This window comes from Luteimonas huabeiensis HB2 (assembly GCF_000559025.1).
GTDB classification, from domain to species: domain Bacteria; phylum Pseudomonadota; class Gammaproteobacteria; order Xanthomonadales; family Xanthomonadaceae; genus Luteimonas; species Luteimonas huabeiensis.
Genome location: NZ_JAAN01000035.1, coordinates 35,130 through 53,345 on the forward strand (window position 1 = coordinate 35,130; position 18,216 = coordinate 53,345).

Below are 18,216 nucleotides of genomic sequence, written 5' to 3' on the forward strand. Positions count from 1 at the left end.
GCCGCTGCTGTAGCGCCGGGCGGCCGCCGCGCCCCTCCCGCCGGCGGGAGGGGCGGAACCAGGCCCCGGGTCGGGGCCTCCGGCCTCAGAACTGCTTGCCGACGCTCAGGTACACGTTGCGGGCCAGGCCGGTGCGCGAGCTGGTCTCCACGCCCGAGGCGATCAGCCGGCGGTCGTTGAAGACGTTGTTGATGCCGAACAGGAACTGCGTGCTGCCGTCGAGGAAGCCAACCGACGAGGCCATCGGCCGCCAGCGCAGCTGCAGGTTGGTCTGGCCGAACGACTCGCGCACGTAGTGGTAGACCTTGCCGCCGGAGAGCAGCGTCTCCGGATTCTGGTCGGGCGCGAACCAGTGGGTGTAGTCCGCCGAGACGGTGAAATCGTCGCGGAACGGCCGCCACTGCACGCCCAGCCTTGCGCGATCGGCGAACGCCGAGGGCGTCTTGTGGCCGGTCTCCACGTCGCGCATGTCCAGCGTCTCGAAGGTCGCGAACAGGCCCCAGCGCTCGCGGTCGTAGGCGGCCTCGATCTCCAGGCCCTCGCGATCCACGCCGTCGACGTTCTCGTAGCGCACGTACTCGCTGTCGGCCGGCGACTGCGAGCCATAGTCGACCACCAGCCGGATCATGTCATCGATGCGGCCCCTGAAGTACATCGCCTTGGCGCGGAAACGGTCGTCGGCGGCGAACAGGCCGCTCCTGGCCCAGGAGAAGCCCGCCTCGTACTCCGACGAGGTCTCCGCGCGCAGGTCCGGGTTGGGCTGGTACCAGTAGTGGATGTTGAGCGGGCCCGAGGACGAGGTCTCGTGCGGGGTCGGCGCACGGAAGGCCTCGGAGTAGTTGGCGAGCAGATGGAGGCCATCGGCCAGCGCGTAGCTCACGCCCACGCGCGGCGAGAAGCGGCTGTTGTCGTAGTCCTCGGCGACGCCCTGCACCTCGCGCTCGAAGCGGTCGTAGCGCCCGCCCAGCTGCAGCGCGAGGCGATCGTCCAGCCAGCGCGATTCGTGCTGCACGAACACGCCCAGGTCGCGGTACTCGTTGGGCATCGAGTTGAAGCTGGTGATCTCGCCGTCGAGCACGTACAGGCCGTCCTCCTCGCGGTGCTCGTAATCCAGCCCGAGCAGCAGCCGGTGGCCGACCGCGCCGGTGGCGAACCGCATCAGGTTCTGCGCGCTGAAGCCCCAGCGATCGTCCTGGTTGCGGTAGTAGAGGTCCACGCCGCGCTCGTAGCCGCGCTCGTAGTGGGCGCGCGTGCGGTAGGCCGACAGCGACAGGTCGAGCCAGGGGTTGCCGGCCGGATTCAGCGCGTAGCCGAGCACGCTGTCGCGCTGCCGGCGCTCGCCGATCACCGCGCCGTTGGCGGGACTGAAGGTGGCGTGGTACAGGCTGTTCCAGCCGGTGCGGGCGTCGATGGACTGGTCGTAGTGGCTCAGCGTGAGCCGGTGACCCTCGGCGAAGGTCCAGCCCGCCTTGAGGAACGCAGTGCCGATCTCCTCGTCGTTGTCGGCGACGTTGCGGCGGGTCCGGCCCTCGTCGTCCTGCAGCCGGCCGACCTGGGCCATGTCGCCGCGCTCGGCGCGCTTGACGAACGCCAGCAGCTCGAACGGCGAGCCTTGCGGGGCGATCGCGAACGCGCCATAGCCCTGGACCTGGTTGTTGGAGTCGAACCGGTAGCTCGCCGCCACGCCGGCATCGCGGCCCGGGCGCAGGAAATCGGCGGCGTCCTTGGTGGTGCCGCCGATCACGCCGCCGATGGCGCCGCCGCCGTAGGAGATGCCCGACGACCCTCGGACCACGTCCACCTGCTTGAGCAGATCGCTGTCCATGCTGAACCCCGAAACCTGGTTGGCGAACAGGTTGGCCGAACGCCGCACGCCGTCCTGCATGACGATCACGCGGCTCTCCGAGCCGTGGCCGAAGCCGCGGATGGTGAAGTGCTGGCCGATCGCGCGGCCGGCATCGTTGCCGGTGTCCACGCCCGGGATCTTCTTCAGCGACTGGATCAGATCGGGCGTGTCGTCGAGGTCCTCCGGCACCAGCACCGACGCCGAGCCCGGATACTTCAGCACGTCGATGCCGAAGCGCGTACCGACCACGGTGATGCGGTCGAGCTCCTGCGTCGGCGCGTCGGACGGCGCGGCGTGCGCACGGCAGGCAGGCGGCAGCGCGGCGGCGACGCAGGCGTCCGGTTCGGCATGGGCGGCGCACGAGGCGCGGGAGGACGCGAGAGCGGCGTCGCAGCCGCCGGCGGCAAACGCGAGCGCCGGGCAGCCGGCCAGCGCGAGCGCCGCGGAAAGCGCGGTGTGTTTCATGATCGATCCCCAGGAGTGAGTGACGGTACGTCGCTGGCGTGCACGCACTCGCTGGCGGCGCGGATGGTACGCCGGGGATCGCTGCGCCGCAACGCGCGGTCGCCCCCGCGCCGGGCGCGTGCGATCATCGGGGCCCGTTCCCCGGCCGGCCCGCCCATGCACAAGTTCCTGCGCCCCCTGCGCCCCGGCGACTACCTCTGGTACCCCGAGGCCGCGCCCGAGGGGCCGGTAGTCCTGGTCGTGAGTCTCGACGAACAGCGCGCCTACGCCTACCGCAACGGCATCGCGATCGGGGTATCGACGATCAGCTCCGGCCGCGAAGGCAAGGAAACGCCCACCGGGGTGTTCACCATCCTGCAGAAGCGCCGCGACCACCGCTCCAATCTCTACAACGATGCGCCGATGCCCTACATGCAGCGGCTGACCTGGGACGGCATCGCCCTGCACGGCGGCCCCCTGCCCGGCTATCCGGCTTCGCACGGCTGCGTGCGCCTGCCGCAAGCCTTCGCCGAAAAGCTGTTCGCCGTCACCCGCAACGGCGACACCGTGGTGGTGGCCGGCGGTCCGGCCGCGCCGGCGAGCCTGGTGCATCCGGCGGTGCTGGCGCCGGTCGATGCCGCCGGCCGCCCGCTCGCGCCCCTGCCCGCCGCCGCGGCCGCGTGGAACGACGACGCCGATGTCGACGGGCCGCTGAGCGTGCTGGTCAGCCTGGCCCAGCGCCGCGTGTACGCGCTGCGCGACGGCGTGCCGGTCGGCGAGGCGGCGCTGGAGGTGGAGCCGGGCTTCGAGGTCGGCGGCTCGGTGCTGATGGTCGTCGGCAGCGAGACCGAAGCCGTGCCGAGCCTGATCGATCCGGACCGGCCGCGGCACCGCTGGACCGCCTATCCGCTGCTGGGCGTGGATGCCGAATCGCTGGCGGTGCTGCAGTTGCGCCTGCAGCAGCGCCCGCTGCGGGTGGATCCGGCCTTCGCGCAGCGTCTCTATGCGGCACTGGCCCCGGGCGCGACCGTGCTGCTCACCGACCTGCCCGCGGTGCGGCCGGATCCCTCGGCGCAGCCGCGGGCGCCGGTGCTGGAATCCGACCCCGGCGACGGCAGCTGAACCGGCCGCGCGCGCCGCGCGCTGCTATCCTCGCGCCCATGCGCCGCCTGCTCCCGACCTGCCTGTTCGCCGCCCTGCTGCCGGCGATGGCCACTTCCGCCGCGCCGGCAACCTCCGCACCCGACGCGCCGCCTGCCGCGAACCCGGTCCCGCCGCACGCCGCGGCGCGCCTGGCCAAGGCCGTGCCCGCCCCGGACCCGCTGCTGGAACGCCTGGCCCGCAACGCGCCGGCGCTGGATCGCGACGTATTGCGGATCGCCACCCGCGCGCTCGGCTGCGCGATGCGCCAGCCGGGCGCGACCGCGCCGCGGACCCTGGGCGTCATCGACTACTCGCTGCCCTCGACCCAGCGCCGCCTGTGGGTGTTCGACCTCCGCGACGGCGCGCTGCTGTTCGAGGAATGGGTGGCGCACGGCCGCAACACCGGCGAGAACCTCGCCACCCGCTTCTCCAACGTCGAAGGCAGCTTCCAGTCCAGCATCGGCGCCTTCCTCACCGAGGAGAGCTACGTCGGCCGGAACGGTTACTCGCTGCGCCTGCGCGGGCTGGAGCCCGGCTTCAACGACCTGGCGCGGGAACGGGCGATCGTCGTCCACGGTGCGCCCTATGTGAACCCGCAGGCGGCCGCCGGCCAGGGCCGTCTCGGCCGCAGCCTCGGCTGCCCCGCGGTACGGCCGGCGATCGCGCGCGAGCTGATCGACACCATCCGCGGCGGTTCGCTGCTGGTGGCCTACTACCCGGACCCGGAATGGCTGCGGACCTCGGAGCTGCTGCTCGAGGACTGCGCCGGCGCCCGGCTCGCGAGCCACGGCGCGACGGCGGACGCGGTCGCCGCGCACTAGCTCCGGCAGGAGCGCGCTCCTGCCGGCTCAGGCGGCCTCGAAGCGCTGCGCGGCCACGTCGAACCACGGCGTGCACAGCAGGGTCTGCCGTGCGGCCAGGTCGAAGCCGCCGCGCCAGACCTCCACGCCATCGATTTCTTCGGGCTGGGCGAATGCCTCGGTGTCGAAGGGCGCGACGCCCAGGCACCAGCGGATCCGCCGCGGTTCGCGCTCGGTCGGGGGCGCGAACGCGAACTCGCCCGTCAGCGAACCGCCGGGCTCGACCCGCGCCGCCAGCGGCGTCGGCGGGACCGTGGGCGACGGCTCGGGCAGCGGACGCGCGGCATGGCGCAGGACGACATCGCCGGGCACCTCCTCCTGGAAGTGCGGTGCGCCCACTGCACCGCCGTGCTGCCGGCCGACCAGCACGGCGTGGCGGTCGCCGCGATCGAAGACCGCCAGCGGCGCCTGGCCGAGGTTGTCGAACCGGTAGCGCACCTCCACGGCCCCGGTCCTGGGCGTGTAGGCGAAGCTCGCGGTCAGCCGGCCGCCGGCGGCCTCGACGGTGGTGGTGCTGGGCTCGGACATGGGCGGGGTTCCTGACGGGGCGCGGTCGGCCGACTGCGCGCAGCCCGCGCAGAGCACGGACGCCAACAGTGCGGTCAGTCGCAACGGTACGGGAAACGAGGGGCGGTTGGACATGGACGGGCCTCGGGAAAGGCGTGGGCGCGGCGATCCGTGGATCCGCAGGCTAGCCTAACGGACGACGGGCGACCTGCATGCGCGCAGGCCGCCCGTCGCACCATCCCCTGATCGCGGGTTCCATACGACCCGGGCGCGGGCCGTCGGCGCCTACAGCGCGTAGCTGGGACGATCCGGCAGGCCGAGCTCGCGGCGCAGGCCGTTCTCGGTCAGGTGGATCGGGTTGTGGGTGGTGGGGGGCGTGCGCGGGTCGCCGTCGAAATCGTAGGCGGGGGCGGAGGTCTCCAGCCCCACGGCCTGGCGCTCGGCGTTCGGCACGCGGCCGTCATCCGGACCCTCGCCACGGTAGGTGCCCGGCAGGAAGGTGCCGTTCACGCCGTTGTAGGCATGCGACATCTCGTGGTACAGCACCACGGTCGGGGCCGGGAACGCGTCCATGTGGAAGGACGGGTTGTAGCTGATCGTCACGTCGCCGCCCGCGCCGGGGCGGCCGTTGACGATCTCGGCGCTACCGCGGCCGTGGGTCTGGGCGTAGCCGTTCTGCTCGTTGGCCAGCTCCTGGATGGTCACCCGGTTGCCCTTGCTGGCGGCCGCGGCATCGAACTCGCTCAGCATCTGGGTGCCGTTCGGCGAGGCGCGCAGGAAGTCCAGCTCGGCCTCGATGCGCTGGCGGAACTGCTCGGAGCCCTGCACCGTCACGGTATTGCCGGCGTTGGCGTCGATCTCGACGTTGACCACGGTCGGCCGTGCGTTGGTGGCGGCGTTGATCAGGTCGCCGACCTCGGCGTACACGGCGCCCCGGTCGCCGGCGCCCTCGACGGTGTCCTGCCCGAGGCCGGTGTAGATGTAGTTCTCGCCGGAGGCGTCGGCGTGGATGGCATCGTCGCCGCGGCCGCCGGAGAGCACGTTGTGGCCGGTGCCGCCGCGGATCTCGTCGTTGCCGCGGCCGCCCTCGATGAAGTTGAAGCCGTTGCCGCCCTGGATGACGTCGTCGCCGTCGCCGCCGAAGATGATGTTCTCGCCGTCGGTGGCGGTGATCACGTCGTCGCCGTTGCCGCCGTCGATGTCGTTGCGGCCGCCGATGGTCTCGATGGTGTCGTTGCCGTCGCCGCCGAAGATGCGGTCGTCGCCCATGCCGGTGCGGATGGTGTCGTCGCCGGCGCCGGCATCGACGACCAGGTTCACGGTGACGTTGGGGGCGGCGACGATGGTGTCGTTGCCGTCGCCGGTGCGCAGGGTCAGCTCCTGCTGGGTATTCAGGCGCACCGCGTACTGCTCGCCGTTGACGTCGATGTCGAGCGTGCCGTCGTCGCGCTGGCTGATCTGGATGTGATCGTCGCCGCCGCCCTTGGTGGTGAAGACCACCTGGTCGCTGCTGACGTAGCCGCCCGCGTCGGTGCGCTCGCGGGTGACCGTCGCCTGCTGGCCCTCGTGGAGCTGGGCGTGGGCGACCGGCTTGCCGTCGGGGGTGCGGGTGGACGGCAGGCTGGTGCCGCGGTCGTTGCCGCTGATCGGGATCGCGGTGTCGGCGACGTTGCGCATCGCCCGCTCGACCGGCGCGGACTCTCCGGGGCTCAGCGGCGCTTCGGCGAAGCGATCGGTCTCGGCCGCGCGCTGGTTGTCCCAGTAGCCCTGGGGAGCCAGTGGGGCGGAGGTCTGGAGGCTGCTGTCGAAGCTGGACATGGACGGGCCCTGGAATCGGTACGGTGGTGTACAGATACGGGATGGTATGGGCGCGGCGAAAGCTAGGGCGTACCCCAAGTTGGGGGCGACCCCAGCACGCGGGCGGATCCCAGGCCCGGTCCTCGCTCGCTGCACCGCAGCAGCGCGCTCGGTAGAATGAGCGGCTTTCCCCTTTCCCGGACGCGCCCGCCGCGCCCGCCTACCGGAGTCGTCATCGCATGGGCCTGGACCTCGTCACCACCGGCAAGAACCCGCCGCACGAAATCAACGTCGTCATCGAGATCCCGAAGGACGCCGAGCCGGTGAAGTACGAGGTCGACAAGGCCAGCGGCGCGATCTTCGTCGACCGCGTGCTGTCCACGCCGATGCGCTACCCGTGCAACTACGGCTACGTGCCCAACACCGTCTGCGGCGACGGCGACCCGGCCGACGTGCTGGTGATCCTGCCGCTGCCGCTGGTGCCGGGCTCGGTCATCCGCTGCCGCCCGGTGGGCGTGCTCAAGATGTCCGACGAGGCCGGCAACGACGAGAAGCTGCTGGCGGTGCCGGTGGAGAAGGTGTTCGCCGGTTACGCCCACGTCGACGACCTGGACAAGGTCTCGGCGCACTGGCTCGAGCGCATCGGCCACTTCTTCGAGCACTACAAGGATCTCGAGAAGGGCAAGTGGGTCAAGGTCGACGGCTGGGGCGACGCCGCCGAAGCGCGCGCCATCCTGGAAGCGGCGATCGCCGCCTATCGCGCCGAGTCCTGACGGCGGCGACGGGCACGTGTCGCAGTTCGCGCAAGCCGCGGCCGGCCGCGCCCGACGCCGGTGCTAACATCCGCCCCGGCCGGGACCGGGCGGATCGGGCCCGGCCGACAGGGGGAAACATCGCGTGCGCATTCTGTTCGTGGGCGGAGACGACAGCTTCCCGCCCGGATTCGTCGATCTGGTCGCCGATCTCGACGCGAGCTGGCAAGTCCATCGGGTCGGCGACGGCGGCGCCGCCAGCGCGCAGGCCGCCGCCGCGGCGCTCGACGTGGTGGTGGTGGCGCCGACGCTGCCGGACATGCCGGCCGCGACGCTGCTGGGCCAGATCCGCACCCTGCGCCCGGAGACCTCGCGCATCGCCCTGATCGCCGCCGGCCAGCCGCCGCCGGTGCGCGTGCTGTCGCTGGCGCACCGCTTCCTGCCGCTGCCGCTGGGCGAGGAACTGCTGCTGGAGGCGGTCGGCAGCCTGGAGGAGCTGCGCGACCTGCTCGGCGATCCGCGCCTGCGCGAGCACATCGGCCGCATCGACCGCCTGCCCTCGCCGCCGCAGACCTATCTTGCGCTGATGCAGGCGCTGGAGGCCGACGAGGACACCGGTGCCGCCGACATCGCCAGGCTCGTGGCCGGCGATCCCGCGATCGCGGCCAAGGTGCTGCAGCTGTGCAATTCCGCCTATTTCGCCGCCGGCCGCACCATTGCCGACCTGCGCACCGCCGTGACTCGCCTCGGCCTGGCCACGCTGCGCGACCTGGTGCTGGCCAGCGAAGTGTTCGCGCAGCCGGCCGCGGCCGGCGCCGATCGCCATGCGCTGCAGCAGCGCGCGCTGCTGGCCTCGCAGCTGGCCCGGCGCATGCTGCCCGAGGCCAGCGCCGAACTCGGCGCCACCGCCGCCCTGCTCGCCGACATCGGCCTGCTGCTGCCTGGCGTGCGCGACGAACGCGAGACGACATCGCCGGCCCCGCCCGACGCGCCGGGCCATACCGAGGCCGGGGCCTACCTGCTCGGCCTGTGGGGCCTGCCGATGCCGATCATCGAGGCCGTCGCCTTCCAGCGCACGCCGGCGCGCTCGAGCACCCGCAGCTTCTGGGTCACCGGCGCCGTGCACGTCGCCACCGCGCTGGCCGCCGGCGCCGCGGTGGACGAGGACTATCTGCAGCGTGCGGGCGTGCTGGAGCGCCTGCCGGCCTGGCGCGGGCTGGTCGATGAGCTGAGCGCGCGGTCGTCGCGCGCGGGGGCTGAGGCGGTGTGAGGCGCAGCTGATCGGGATCACCAGCTCAGGAGAAAATAAAAAAGCCCCACTCCAATGGGGCTTCAAAACGTAACTCCTCAGCAAGCAATCAATAAATAACTCTTGTCACTCTGCACACTTTTTCGGCGCCGACCCCACTACATACGATCGAAGTAATCGCGCCACCTGCCGCCCCCACAAACGTCATCGTAGCGCCCAGACGGCCAAAATGATCAGCCATGGGACCAAGATTATCCCCACCCCCATTCGTCCAAGTACCCCTCACATCATCAATGCTTGATGGAATGGCCTGCCCTGCTGCAGTCCTAGCAGAATCTTCAATATAGGTTCCGAGAGGGCTATCTATATCGACGGTGAATTGAACATAACTTCCATCTGTGAACACAACCTTGAAAATCAGCCCCGCTTGATCACGCAAGCCCAGGTAGGAAGTCACCAATGATTTGAGATCTTGCAATGCGCCTATCAAGTTGGAAGATGTGACTTGCGATATAACGCCAGCGTCACCAACTGCCGAAGAAACCATAGACCGCATATTGTAATCCTTGACGAATTCATATGCGGTTTTAGTCCGGTGACTAGCAGGAAGACCCAACATGTGAACTGGAACGTTGAACATGGGACGCAGATCACCGCCAATTGCATGAAGCGTGTGAGCTTTATTCAGCTCATTAACAGCCTCCACAGGCGGGATACGTTCTAAAGCAGTCGAACTTGCAACTGCAGCGGTGGCGCCCTCCACATTCATGGGAGTACCAGGCGGGCCGCCCGGACCGCTCCCCCCGGAAGTAACGTGCCAGTATTCAATTCGATTGTTCGTTAGGCTGTACACCAAATGGTGGCCCTGACCAGCAGATATAGCCCGCCCACGGAACTGGTCGCTAGTCGCGCAGCTATCGCATCTGAGGGGTTTATAAAACTGGGCCTCGGCTCGAGAAGCAGCCAGCATAGACGCAGCAAAAACACCCGCCAATAAAATGCCCTTGACATCCATCAATTCATTCCATCCAAGGAAAAGGGGAGACTGAAGCTAACATATGGTTAAACTGAAGGCAAAACACTTTCAATTGCGAGACTGATGCAAAATACAGATTTATCGCGGACTCTTAAAAAAAGAGGCGGGCCTTACGGCCCGCCTCCTCTTTCTACCGATCAGAAGCGCTGCTGGTACTTCATGTAGGTGAAACGACCGAAGTCGAAGCCACCATAGTACGAGAAGCCGCTACTCGGCCCCGCGTAGACCACCTGCCCTTCGCGATCGAACACGTTGTTCACGCCAAACGAGACCGTGGCGTTCCACGGCGCGCGCCAACGAATCTGGACGTCGTTGAACGTGTTGGAACCCATCTCATTGACGCCGTACGCGATCCCATCGTGATCGATATAGCCCGGGTTGTTGCAAATCTCCGCGAGCGATTCGATCAGGCAGCTTTCCCGGAAGCCCGAAAAATAACGCGCCGTCCAGGTCGCACCGAAGTCGCCGTACTCCCAGTTCAGATTGGCTACCGAGCGGATACGGAAGACGATGCCCGAACCCGCCCAGCCGACGTTGGGCTGCGGGGTGGTGTTTTCGGTGTTGTCCGCCTTGGTCTCGAAGTTCGAGTAGTAGGTGCTCTGCCAGTTAACCGAGAAATCGCCGAAGCGCGTCTCGGGAAGCCGGTAGTTGACCTCGAAATCGAAGCCCTCCACGTCCCAGTAGCCGGCGTTGCGCCCGATCCGGGTCAGCGAATCGACGACGCCATCCTCACCACGAGTGAAGTACTGGCACTGCGAGGCGATGTCGTAGACATAGCAGTCCCTGAGGATGCCGTTGGCGGTAAACGCGGTGATCACGTTGTCGATCTTGGTGCGCCACCAGTCCAGCGACACGCCCAGGCCTTCAACGTAGCTCGGGCTGTAGACGACGCCCAGCGAACGGCTGGTCGTGGTTTCCGGGGTCAGGTTGGGGTTCGAACCGCTGAGGAACGGCGTACCGGTCTGGCCGCCATAGGCGGGGCTGCCGCCCTGACCGAGTTGAACGAAGCCGGCGTAGTTAGCGATGTCGCCCGCGCAACGCGCATAGACATCGGCATTGCTCGCCGCAACTCCGTTCACCGTGTCGCACGGATCGGAATAGTAGTCGAACGTCTGGCCGACGCCGCCGTACAGATCGGACACCGACGGAGCGCGGAAACCTTGGGCCCAGGTTCCGCGGACCAGCAGGTCTTCGATCGGGCGCCAGCGGAAGCTCGCCTTGCTGTTAGTGGTATCGCCAAAGACATCGTAGTCGGAATAGCGGCTGGCGACGTTGAGCGAAAGCTCCTGAGCACCCGGCAGGTCCGCCAGCAACGGGACGTCGAGTTCGAGGAAGAACTCATCGACCGAGTAGCCGCCCGAGGTCTCCTGGGCCGCCAGGTTGGTCGAGTTGCCGGTCTGGGCGAAGGCGTCGGGCGAGTAGCGACCTTCGACCTTCCGGTGCTCCACACCGGCTGCGAAGCCGAGTTCGCCGGCCGGCAGTGCGGCGATCACGCCGCTGACGTCGGCGAAGTAATTGTGCGTGGTCGTCTCGGAGGTCGCGTTTTCCCAAAGGAAGAACTTGTTCTGGATATCCGGGTTGGCCAGCGAGTTCGGACCTTCGCTCAGCACCGGGCTCCACGGGATGCAATCGCCCAGCGAAATCGGCGCATCCGGCGTACCACACTGCACGACGCCGTCGGCGTTCAGGAACGACGGTCCGACCGCCTGGGCGACGGCCAGCTTGTTGAAGTCACCGCGGGCACGGATGGTGGCATCGCCGCGGGTGTACAGATAGCCGGCATTCCAATCGAGGAAGCGGTCGCCGAAGTCGAAGGTGCCCTCGAAGATGCCGCTGAAGCGATAGGTATCGAGCTTGCGGTCGGTGGTACGCGGCACCTCCCAGCCACGGCGGCGGAAGTTCAGCACCTCACCGGTCGGGTTGAAGTAGCTGTCCGCGCTGATCGGCGTCTGCACGTCGACGTTAGCGCTCTGGTACGGATAGCCGGCGACCTGCACGCTGGTCTCACGACGGTTGAAGCTGGCGTCGGTGACGAAGCGGGTATTGTCGGTCAGATCGAAAGAGGCGCTGGTAAAGAGCGACAACCGCTCCATTCCCGTCTTGACCATCATCTGCTCGGCAGCGCGGCTGGAGTCGCCGTACTCACCATCGAACGGATCGAGCTGGGCACGGTAGTCGCCCAGATTGGTCGGGTCGCCGCCGTCGCGCAGGACAAGCCATGCGTCGGGCGCCCTGGCGTTCGGCTGGTCGGGATTGCGGATGTTGCCGCGCGCACCCACCATCGTCCAGCTGTAGGGCTCCAGCGCAGCCGGGCCCGGATAGGTGTCGAGCGCCCACCAGCGGTCGCGCGCCCAGACCGGCTTTTCTTCGTCGTACTGGACGCCGAAGGTAATCGCGCTGCGCTCGCCGACCGAGCCGATGGTGAAGTCGAACGACTGGGTCTGGCCGTCGCCTTCGCCGTACTGGCCGATGTAGGCATTGGCTTCGGCGCCGTCGAAGTTGCGACGGGTGATCACGTTGATCACGCCGGCCACGGCGTCGGAGCCGTACAGGGCCGACGCGCCATCCTTCAGCACCTCGATGCGCTCGACCATCGACGACGGGATCGTCGCCAGGTCCTGCAGGCCGTCGTTGTTGACGCCCAGGCGGCGGCCGTTCAGCAGCACCAGGGTGCGCTCGGGGCCGAGGTTGCGCAGGTCGACGTAGGTGCCGCCGGGGCTCTCGCCGGCGTTGAGCGGCGAGCTGCGGCTGAGCGCCGGGGAGCCGGTGACCGCGATGTTCTGCAGGATGTCGCCGACGGACTGGAAGCCCTGGTTCTCGATGTCGGCGCGCGAGATCGACAGAATCGGCTGCGCGGTCTCGACGTCGACCTTGCGGATGCGCGAGCCGGTGACCTCAATGCGGTCGAGCGTGGTCGCGCCGCTAGCTGCGCCGTCTTGGGCGAAGGCGGCCGACGCGGGGACGAGCGCCGTCAGGATGGCGGCCGGGAGCAAGCCCCGCCGCATCGCTGGAATGCGAGCTTTCATTAATTCTCTCTCCAGAATTGCGTTAGTGACGCGTTAAGACGCCTTCGCACGTTAACGTTTCCACAACGTTACATGCTTTGCAGGCACGGCCCTCTGACTTTGCCGATCCTGTCCGAACGTTCTCGTCTCAGCGTCCATTGCGTCCCGACGCGCGGCCAGCAATCTGAACGCCCCCCCCCCCGCCCGCGCCGCCTCCAGTGGCGACCGCGCACGAGGCGCGGCCCGACGCGGGCGGGCCCGCAACGGGGGTGTGCGCAGTTCCAGGAGGCGAGAAATGGACCGCGCGGCGGGCGCTGCCTACGCAGCGCTCCGTGGCCCGATCGCGCGATACCGGGTGGCCGAGGTTCCGAACCGGGCACGGAACGCGCGCGCGAAGCTGCAGCAGTTGTCGAAGCCGCACGAGGCCGCGACCTCGCTCACCGTCATCTGGGTGGTCCGCAGCAGGTCGGCCGCGCGCTCCAGCCGCAGCCGCGCAGACAGCGCCTGCGGGCTCTCGTCGTACAGGCTCTGGAACGCCTTGGAAAAGTACCAGCTGGAGAAGTTGGTCATGTCGGCGAGTTCGCCGATCCGGACCACGCGATCGCTATGTCCCTCGAGGTAGAGCCGTGCGCGCTGCATGCGGCCGAAGACCTGGCGCTTGCGGCTGCGCGATCGCCCGGGGCAGAGCTGCACCCGCTCGGCCAGGTCGCGCTGCGCCCGCGCCATGTGCAGCAGGATCGGACGCAGCGCCTCGGACTCGCCGCTCTCCTTGGCGGTGCGCCAGAGGCGCATCGCCACGCGCCGGTCGCGGCTGCCGAAGCGCCCCCTGCCGGGATAGAGGATCTCGTCCGACAGTTGCTCAAGCGCCTGGAGATCGTGCGCGGTCAGCAGCAGCCCGAGGCCCAGGCCCTGCTCGCTGCTCTGCAGGACGGGGTGCGAGTCGCGCTCGAACACCATCCACTCGCCCCGGCGCAAGCGGAACCGGCCTTCCTTGCAATCGATCCACAGGTGCCCCCTGACCGCCATCCAGACCGAGCAGGCCCCGCCGGTCACGCGGACGCTTCCCATCCTGGACAGCGCCACGCAGGCCGGCGGCCTCGGCGCGTCGTCGAGGTCGAACTGGAGCATCTGGCCGCGGTCGGCCCAGGCAGGATCTCGCATCGTGGCGTCGTATCTGGAGAGGGAGGGGCGTTTGATACCCCGCCTCGCCCGGCCCTTTGCGAATTCCCGGCGAATCTTGTGCGAAATCGATCGGAAATCCGTACGAAATTGTTACGACGCCAGGATGTTCTTCTGGATCAATGACTTGACCAGCGCGATCAGGTCTTTCCTCGGCCGCGGGCGCAGTTGCGCGAAGCCGATGTCGGAGCTCTCGTCGACCACCATCGCCACGTAGAGGGTTCCGGTGCGCCGATCCACGCTGAAGCCCGTGGTCGCGCTGTGTCGATCCCGCGCCAGGCAGGCAACGCGGGCAACCGGCCCCGTCCTGTGCAGCTCGCTCAGGCAGGCGGGCGTGGACACGACATGGTCCACGCCATCGCGCACCGAGGGCGACCAGGACCGATAGTCGCGCCGGGTCGGCCGCGCCCGGTCGCGCAAGCGGATGCTGTCCGGAGCCAGGCTCGCGTCCGCCTCCCAGAGCCCGTCCGAGGACAGGCGCGTGAACAGAACGCGCCGCTGCTCGGGCTGGTAGCGGAACTGCGAGACGTCGGGGACGGTCCGGACCGCGCGCCATCCCCCGTCCGGCCCGCGTTCGTACAGGACCAGCCGCATGGCGCCGGCCGCCGCCTCGGTGCCGACCAGCAGCCGGCCGTCGTCGAGCCTTGCGCCCTGCAGCGGCCGGCGTTCGGGCACTGCAAGCCTGGTCGCGGTCGCGCGGGCGGCGTCCACCTCGAACAGCGCCGTATCGCCGTCCGCCCCGGGATCGAGCCCCGCGGCCACGAAGCTGCGGCCGTCCGCCGACCAGATGGGCGGATGGTTGCCCTCCGGATTGAGGCCCGCCACCGGGATCGGCGTCGCCTCGGGCTCCAGCAGGTCCGCCAGCCAGAGCTCGTACGGGCCGGCCCGGTCCGAGGCGAACAGGAGTCGCCGCCCATCCGGGGACACGACCGGCAGGTTGTCGCGGCCCGACGACGCGAAGAGGCGTTCCTTGCGCGGCGTTCCGTCCTGTCCGATGTGGACGCGGAACAGGCCGAATTGCGGGCGGCGCCTCACGAACGCGAGGGCGCCGTTGGCCAGCGAGGCGGTGGGATTCTGCGCATCGTCGACGCCGAGGTCGCGCACGTCGCCGCCCGGCAGATCCAGGCTGAACAGCCGGACCTGCGCGTCCACCCGGCGACCGAAGATCACCGTTTCGTCGGAGAGCCAGGCCCAGCCGCGCAGATCGCCCTGCAGGTCGGTCAGGCGCTCCGCCTTGCCGCCGGCGGCCGGCACCCGCCACAGGTCGCCGAGCTGGGGGTTGCGCGCGAACAGGATCCAGCGGCCGTCGGGCGAGTAGCGCGGGGCATGGTCGATGACGCCCGGCTCGTGGTCGTAGTCGATGGCGCGCCATCGGCCGCTGGCGAGATCGAGCACGCGCAGGCCCGGTGCCGGAACCGGGCCGTCCATCGTGCCGAACACCAGGCCGCGCCCGTCCGCCGTCCAGTCGAAGCTCACCGTCTGCGCCCCGGTGCATCGCAGTACTTCGCGCGCGGCGCCGCTGCCGTCGGCCGGCGCGATCATCACGCTGCAGGCGCCGTCGTCGCCCCGGCGCAGGAAGGCGATATCGCGCCCGTCGCGGGACCATCTCGGCTCGCTCTCGCTCATCCCGGACGCGCCGCGGGTCAGGCGCCGCGGCGGCGCGCTGCGCGTGGGCTGGACCATGATCGTGCCCTGGAGGCGCTCGCCGTCCGCGGACACGTAGGCGACCTGCCGCCCGTCGGGAGACAGCGTCGGCGAGGCGCGCAGGCCGAGCGAGGAGGTGATGAGCCGGTAACCCTGGTCCGTCCCCTCGCCCAGCAGGACCGAAGCCTCGCCCGTGCCCTGCCCCCACCACCACAGGGCGGCGGCACCGATCGCCAGCAGGCCGATCAGCGCCGACAGCGCCAGCCAGGCCGCCGGCCGGACGCGGCGCCCGCCGGAATCGACCGCCGACGTCGTCGCGACGGGATCGGCCTCCGCGGATTCGCCGGACCGGTCCGCGCCGCCGTCCGCGGCCTGCGGCCGCAGCGCACGAGGCGCGTCGTCGGGCGGTTCCGGCACGGCCGGCCCGGTTTCTTCGACGGCCGGCCCGGTTTCTTCGATCGCCGGCTCCACGTCGCGCATCAGGCGATAGCCGCTCTTGGCGATGGTCTCGATGTACGCACGTCCCTCCGCCGCCCCGCCGGGGCCGCTGCCGAACGCCTTGCGCAGTTGGGCGATCGCCTGATTGAGGACGTCGTCGGTCGGCAGCGTCTCCGGCCAGACCGCAGCGAGCAGGTCCTGGCGCGAAACGACCTGGTGCGGCTGCGCGGCGAGTACCCGCAGCACGGCCAATGCCTTCGGCGTGATGCGGACGCTCCCGCGCCCGCCCTCCATGGTGATCTCGCGCGTGGGCGCATCGACGAGCGCCTGCCCCACCCGCCAGCGGTCGCCTTCGATGGCCCGAACGGTCTCCAATTCAGATCGCGGTCAACAAGATGAGCCCTGCATGATGCCAACCCAACGCTGAACGCCTGGCAAGGCAACGCGCGGATTCGGCAAAGTCGGCGTCCAGCCGGCGCGCCACCTGGGGCACGACCTAGTGTCCGGCCCCGCGCCACCACGCCTAATCTGCCGGCAGTTCCGCTCGGATCCCTTGCCGTGCCAGAGATCGCCGCCTCGCCGCTTCCGGCCCCAGCGCCGCTGCAACTTCCTGGCCAGGGCCTGCGCGCGCTGGACGCCGCCGCGGCCGCCGGCCTCGACCTCGACGCGCACATCGCCGAACTCGCCGAATCGGGCGAACTGTCCGGGTTCCTGTCGCAGACCGATGAGGCGCTGGACCTGGCCGCGCAATCGCCGATCTTCGCCCAGCAGCTGGATTCCCTGCTCGGCCGCATTCGCGATGGGCTCGGCGCGCTGGCCACCGAACGCCTGGACGCCGCCGATCGCGAGCGCGTCGAGCAGACGCTCTCGCGCCTGGATGCCTACCTGCCCGAGCCGCCGGAGGCGCCCGCGGCCGAGGTGCCGGGCGGAGGGCTCGAGGCGCACGAGGACGTCGGCGGCCACCTGATCGAGCGTCACGTCGGCAAGAGCGAGCAATGGCTGGCCGATCGCGTCGCCAGCGAGAACATCAGCGCGGCGTCGAGCTTCCGCGACCTGCCGGCCGCCGAGCACTTCGTGGCCGAGACCCTCGCCGAGCACCGGGACCGCATCGACGCCTGGCTCGACGGCCAGGGCGGCAACCGCCTCGTGGTCGATGCCCGCTTCGACGCCAGCACCGGCATCTCGGTGCAGCGCGGCGACACCCGGGCCGAGGACGTGTTCTCCGTCCGCCTCGTGCTGGAGCGTTCGAACGCGCTGGACATCGGCTATAGAATCGTGACCGGCTACCCGACCCCGCCCTGAGCCGCCGCGACCGCATGAGCGACTATCCCGCGCTTGAGAACTTCTTCGCCGCCTACTTCCATCAGGACTGGGCCGCCGAACACGCCACCGCGGACGCGGTGATCGACTACTACCGCGGCGCCGAATCCGCCGACCAGCTGGCGGCCGCGCGCGAAGAACTCGACCGGCTGTTGGCCCAGGGCTACGACGAACACGCGCTGGCGCAGCTGGCGCGCAGGCTGGGATCGGAGTACGACCCGACCCGCGACGGCCGCAGCTGGCAGGACTGGCTGGATTCGCTGCGGCGGCGGCTGGCGCCGCCCTGACCGGGCCGCACCGGCCGCACCGCGCGCGCTCTTACTGGGCCGCGCCGCTCGCGCCGGCGCGGTGCGGGTAGCGGGCGAAGATTTCCGCCACCGCACTGTTGATGCGCGCGGACCGCTCCGCCGGGTCGCGGCTGCTGCCCACGCGCCCCACGGCGATGCCCTCCCAGACCAGGCGGTTCTGGCGCACGTCGATGATGTCGATGTTCATCGTGCCCTCGGTGTAGCGGTAGACCTGGGTGCGGTCGTTCCAGTACGGCACCGCCACGTAGCCGCGGGCGCGATAGCTGTAGTAATAGGCGTAATCGACGGTCGGCACGCTGCTCACGTCGGTCCGGCGCTCCAGGTAGGCGTTGATGTTGACCTTCAGATCCGGATTGCGTTCGTCGTAGCGGTAGCCGCGGCTCTCCATCTGCGCGCGCACCGCCGCCTTGGCGACCTCGCTGGCGGCGGTCTCGTAGCCGTCGCGCTCGATGGCCAGGGGGGAGTAGAACGCCCAGGTGCGGTAGGCGGAGAAGTCGGCGCGGGGGTCGGCCTCGGTGGTCACCCGCGGGCCGGTGGCGCAGCCGGCCAGCAAGGCGAGCGCACAGGCGGCCGCGAAGCAGACGGCGAAGCGGCGGAACGTGCTCATGATCGTCTCTCCAGTACGGGGCCGGGCCGGCGCCCGCCCTCGCGCGCACAGTACCCGCCCGGCCGTGGTCCGGCCGCGACG

The 18,216-nt window shown here is 69.6% G+C and carries 14 protein-coding genes; 6 read left to right on the forward strand and 8 right to left on the reverse strand.

The features are described from left to right. Nucleotides 1-85: 85 nt before the first annotated feature. Entirely contained in the window at nt 86-2,311 is a 2,226-nt protein-coding gene (locus Z164_RS0114515; RefSeq protein WP_024891408.1) for a TonB-dependent receptor domain-containing protein, read from the reverse strand. A gap of 63 nt (nt 2,312-2,374) precedes the next feature. Between Z164_RS0114515 and Z164_RS0114520 the strand changes: the two genes are divergently transcribed. Both Z164_RS0114520 and Z164_RS0114525 read left to right on the forward strand, forming a co-directional pair. Beyond that, nucleotides 2,375-3,412: a L,D-transpeptidase gene (locus Z164_RS0114520; protein ID WP_081770208.1), complete on the forward strand. Its 1,038-nt coding sequence runs from the start codon at nt 2,375-2,377 to the stop codon at nt 3,410-3,412. A 38-nt stretch (nt 3,413-3,450) separates the two neighbouring features. Beyond that, on the forward strand, nt 3,451-4,254 hold the full coding sequence (locus tag Z164_RS0114525; protein ID WP_024891410.1) for a murein L,D-transpeptidase catalytic domain family protein: 804 nt from the start codon (nt 3,451-3,453) through the stop codon (nt 4,252-4,254). Between the two features lie 27 nt (nt 4,255-4,281). Here the strand turns inward: Z164_RS0114525 and Z164_RS0114530 are convergent, their stop codons facing one another. After that, on the reverse strand, nt 4,282-4,821 hold the full coding sequence (locus Z164_RS0114530; protein ID WP_024891411.1) for a hypothetical protein: 540 nt from the start codon (nt 4,819-4,821) through the stop codon (nt 4,282-4,284). Nucleotides 4,822-5,085: 264 nt separating this feature from the next. Next, entirely contained in the window at nt 5,086-6,618 is a 1,533-nt protein-coding gene (locus Z164_RS0114535) for a M91 family zinc metallopeptidase (protein WP_024891412.1), read from the reverse strand. Nucleotides 6,619-6,836: 218 nt separating this feature from the next. Between Z164_RS0114535 and ppa the strand changes: the two genes are divergently transcribed. Together ppa and Z164_RS0114545 are read left to right on the forward strand one after the other, a co-directional pair. After that, nucleotides 6,837-7,370, forward strand: coding sequence for an inorganic diphosphatase (gene ppa, locus Z164_RS0114540; RefSeq protein WP_024891413.1), 534 nt, complete (start codon nt 6,837-6,839; stop codon nt 7,368-7,370). A gap of 124 nt (nt 7,371-7,494) precedes the next feature. Beyond that, on the forward strand, nt 7,495-8,619 hold the full coding sequence (locus Z164_RS0114545; protein WP_024891414.1) for an HDOD domain-containing protein: 1,125 nt from the start codon (nt 7,495-7,497) through the stop codon (nt 8,617-8,619). Between the two features lie 88 nt (nt 8,620-8,707). On the opposite strand, the gene Z164_RS22040 is transcribed toward Z164_RS0114545, so the two are convergent. The 4 genes from Z164_RS22040 to Z164_RS0114560 form a co-directional block, all read right to left on the reverse strand. After that, the gene (locus Z164_RS22040; RefSeq protein ID WP_236621804.1) at nt 8,708-9,367 is read right to left on the reverse strand and encodes a hypothetical protein; all 660 of its coding nucleotides are present in this window, start codon (nt 9,365-9,367) and stop codon (nt 8,708-8,710) included. Nucleotides 9,368-9,771: 404 nt separating this feature from the next. After that, a complete protein-coding gene (locus tag Z164_RS0114550; RefSeq protein WP_024891415.1) occupies nt 9,772-12,660 on the reverse strand; it encodes a TonB-dependent receptor plug domain-containing protein in 2,889 nt (962 codons plus the stop codon). A 297-nt stretch (nt 12,661-12,957) separates the two neighbouring features. Continuing rightward, nucleotides 12,958-13,800 (reverse strand): helix-turn-helix domain-containing protein, encoded by an 843-nt coding sequence (locus Z164_RS20695; RefSeq protein WP_043690262.1) that lies wholly within the window; start codon nt 13,798-13,800, stop codon nt 12,958-12,960. Nucleotides 13,801-13,911: 111 nt separating this feature from the next. Further along, nucleotides 13,912-16,275 (reverse strand): winged helix-turn-helix domain-containing protein, encoded by a 2,364-nt coding sequence (locus Z164_RS0114560; protein ID WP_052338463.1) that lies wholly within the window; start codon nt 16,273-16,275, stop codon nt 13,912-13,914. Nucleotides 16,276-16,458: 183 nt separating this feature from the next. Between Z164_RS0114560 and Z164_RS21445 the strand changes: the two genes are divergently transcribed. Next, the gene (locus Z164_RS21445; protein ID WP_024891417.1) at nt 16,459-17,202 is read left to right on the forward strand and encodes an RNase A-like domain-containing protein; all 744 of its coding nucleotides are present in this window, start codon (nt 16,459-16,461) and stop codon (nt 17,200-17,202) included. A 14-nt stretch (nt 17,203-17,216) separates the two neighbouring features. Continuing rightward, nucleotides 17,217-17,507 carry a contact-dependent growth inhibition system immunity protein gene (locus tag Z164_RS21450; protein ID WP_024891418.1) on the forward strand — a complete coding sequence of 97 codons (291 nt, stop codon included), beginning with the start codon at nt 17,217-17,219 and terminating at the stop codon, nt 17,505-17,507. A 31-nt stretch (nt 17,508-17,538) separates the two neighbouring features. On the opposite strand, the gene Z164_RS0114575 is transcribed toward Z164_RS21450, so the two are convergent. Continuing rightward, nucleotides 17,539-18,135, reverse strand: a complete 597-nt coding sequence (locus tag Z164_RS0114575; RefSeq protein WP_024891419.1) for a DUF4136 domain-containing protein — start codon at nt 18,133-18,135, stop codon at nt 17,539-17,541. Between the last annotated feature and the right edge of the window lie 81 nt (nt 18,136-18,216).

Coding starts and splice junctions, on each gene's coding strand:
- Z164_RS0114530 (WP_024891411.1), bottom strand. CDS start 4,821: ATGTCCGAGCCCAGCACCACCACCGTCGAGGCCGCCGGCGGCCGGCTG.
- Z164_RS20695 (WP_043690262.1), bottom strand. CDS start 13,800: ATGCGAGATCCTGCCTGGGCCGACCGCGGCCAGATGCTCCAGTTCGAC.
- Z164_RS21450 (WP_024891418.1), top strand. CDS start 17,217: ATGAGCGACTATCCCGCGCTTGAGAACTTCTTCGCCGCCTACTTCCAT.
- Z164_RS0114575 (WP_024891419.1), bottom strand. CDS start 18,135: ATGAGCACGTTCCGCCGCTTCGCCGTCTGCTTCGCGGCCGCCTGTGCG.
- Z164_RS0114520 (WP_081770208.1), top strand. CDS start 2,375: ATGGTACGCCGGGGATCGCTGCGCCGCAACGCGCGGTCGCCCCCGCGC.
- ppa (WP_024891413.1), top strand. CDS start 6,837: ATGGGCCTGGACCTCGTCACCACCGGCAAGAACCCGCCGCACGAAATC.
- Z164_RS0114550 (WP_024891415.1), bottom strand. CDS start 12,660: ATGAAAGCTCGCATTCCAGCGATGCGGCGGGGCTTGCTCCCGGCCGCC.
- Z164_RS0114535 (WP_024891412.1), bottom strand. CDS start 6,618: ATGTCCAGCTTCGACAGCAGCCTCCAGACCTCCGCCCCACTGGCTCCC.
- Z164_RS0114515 (WP_024891408.1), bottom strand. CDS start 2,311: ATGAAACACACCGCGCTTTCCGCGGCGCTCGCGCTGGCCGGCTGCCCG.
- Z164_RS0114525 (WP_024891410.1), top strand. CDS start 3,451: ATGCGCCGCCTGCTCCCGACCTGCCTGTTCGCCGCCCTGCTGCCGGCG.
- Z164_RS22040 (WP_236621804.1), bottom strand. CDS start 9,367: ATGAATGTGGAGGGCGCCACCGCTGCAGTTGCAAGTTCGACTGCTTTA.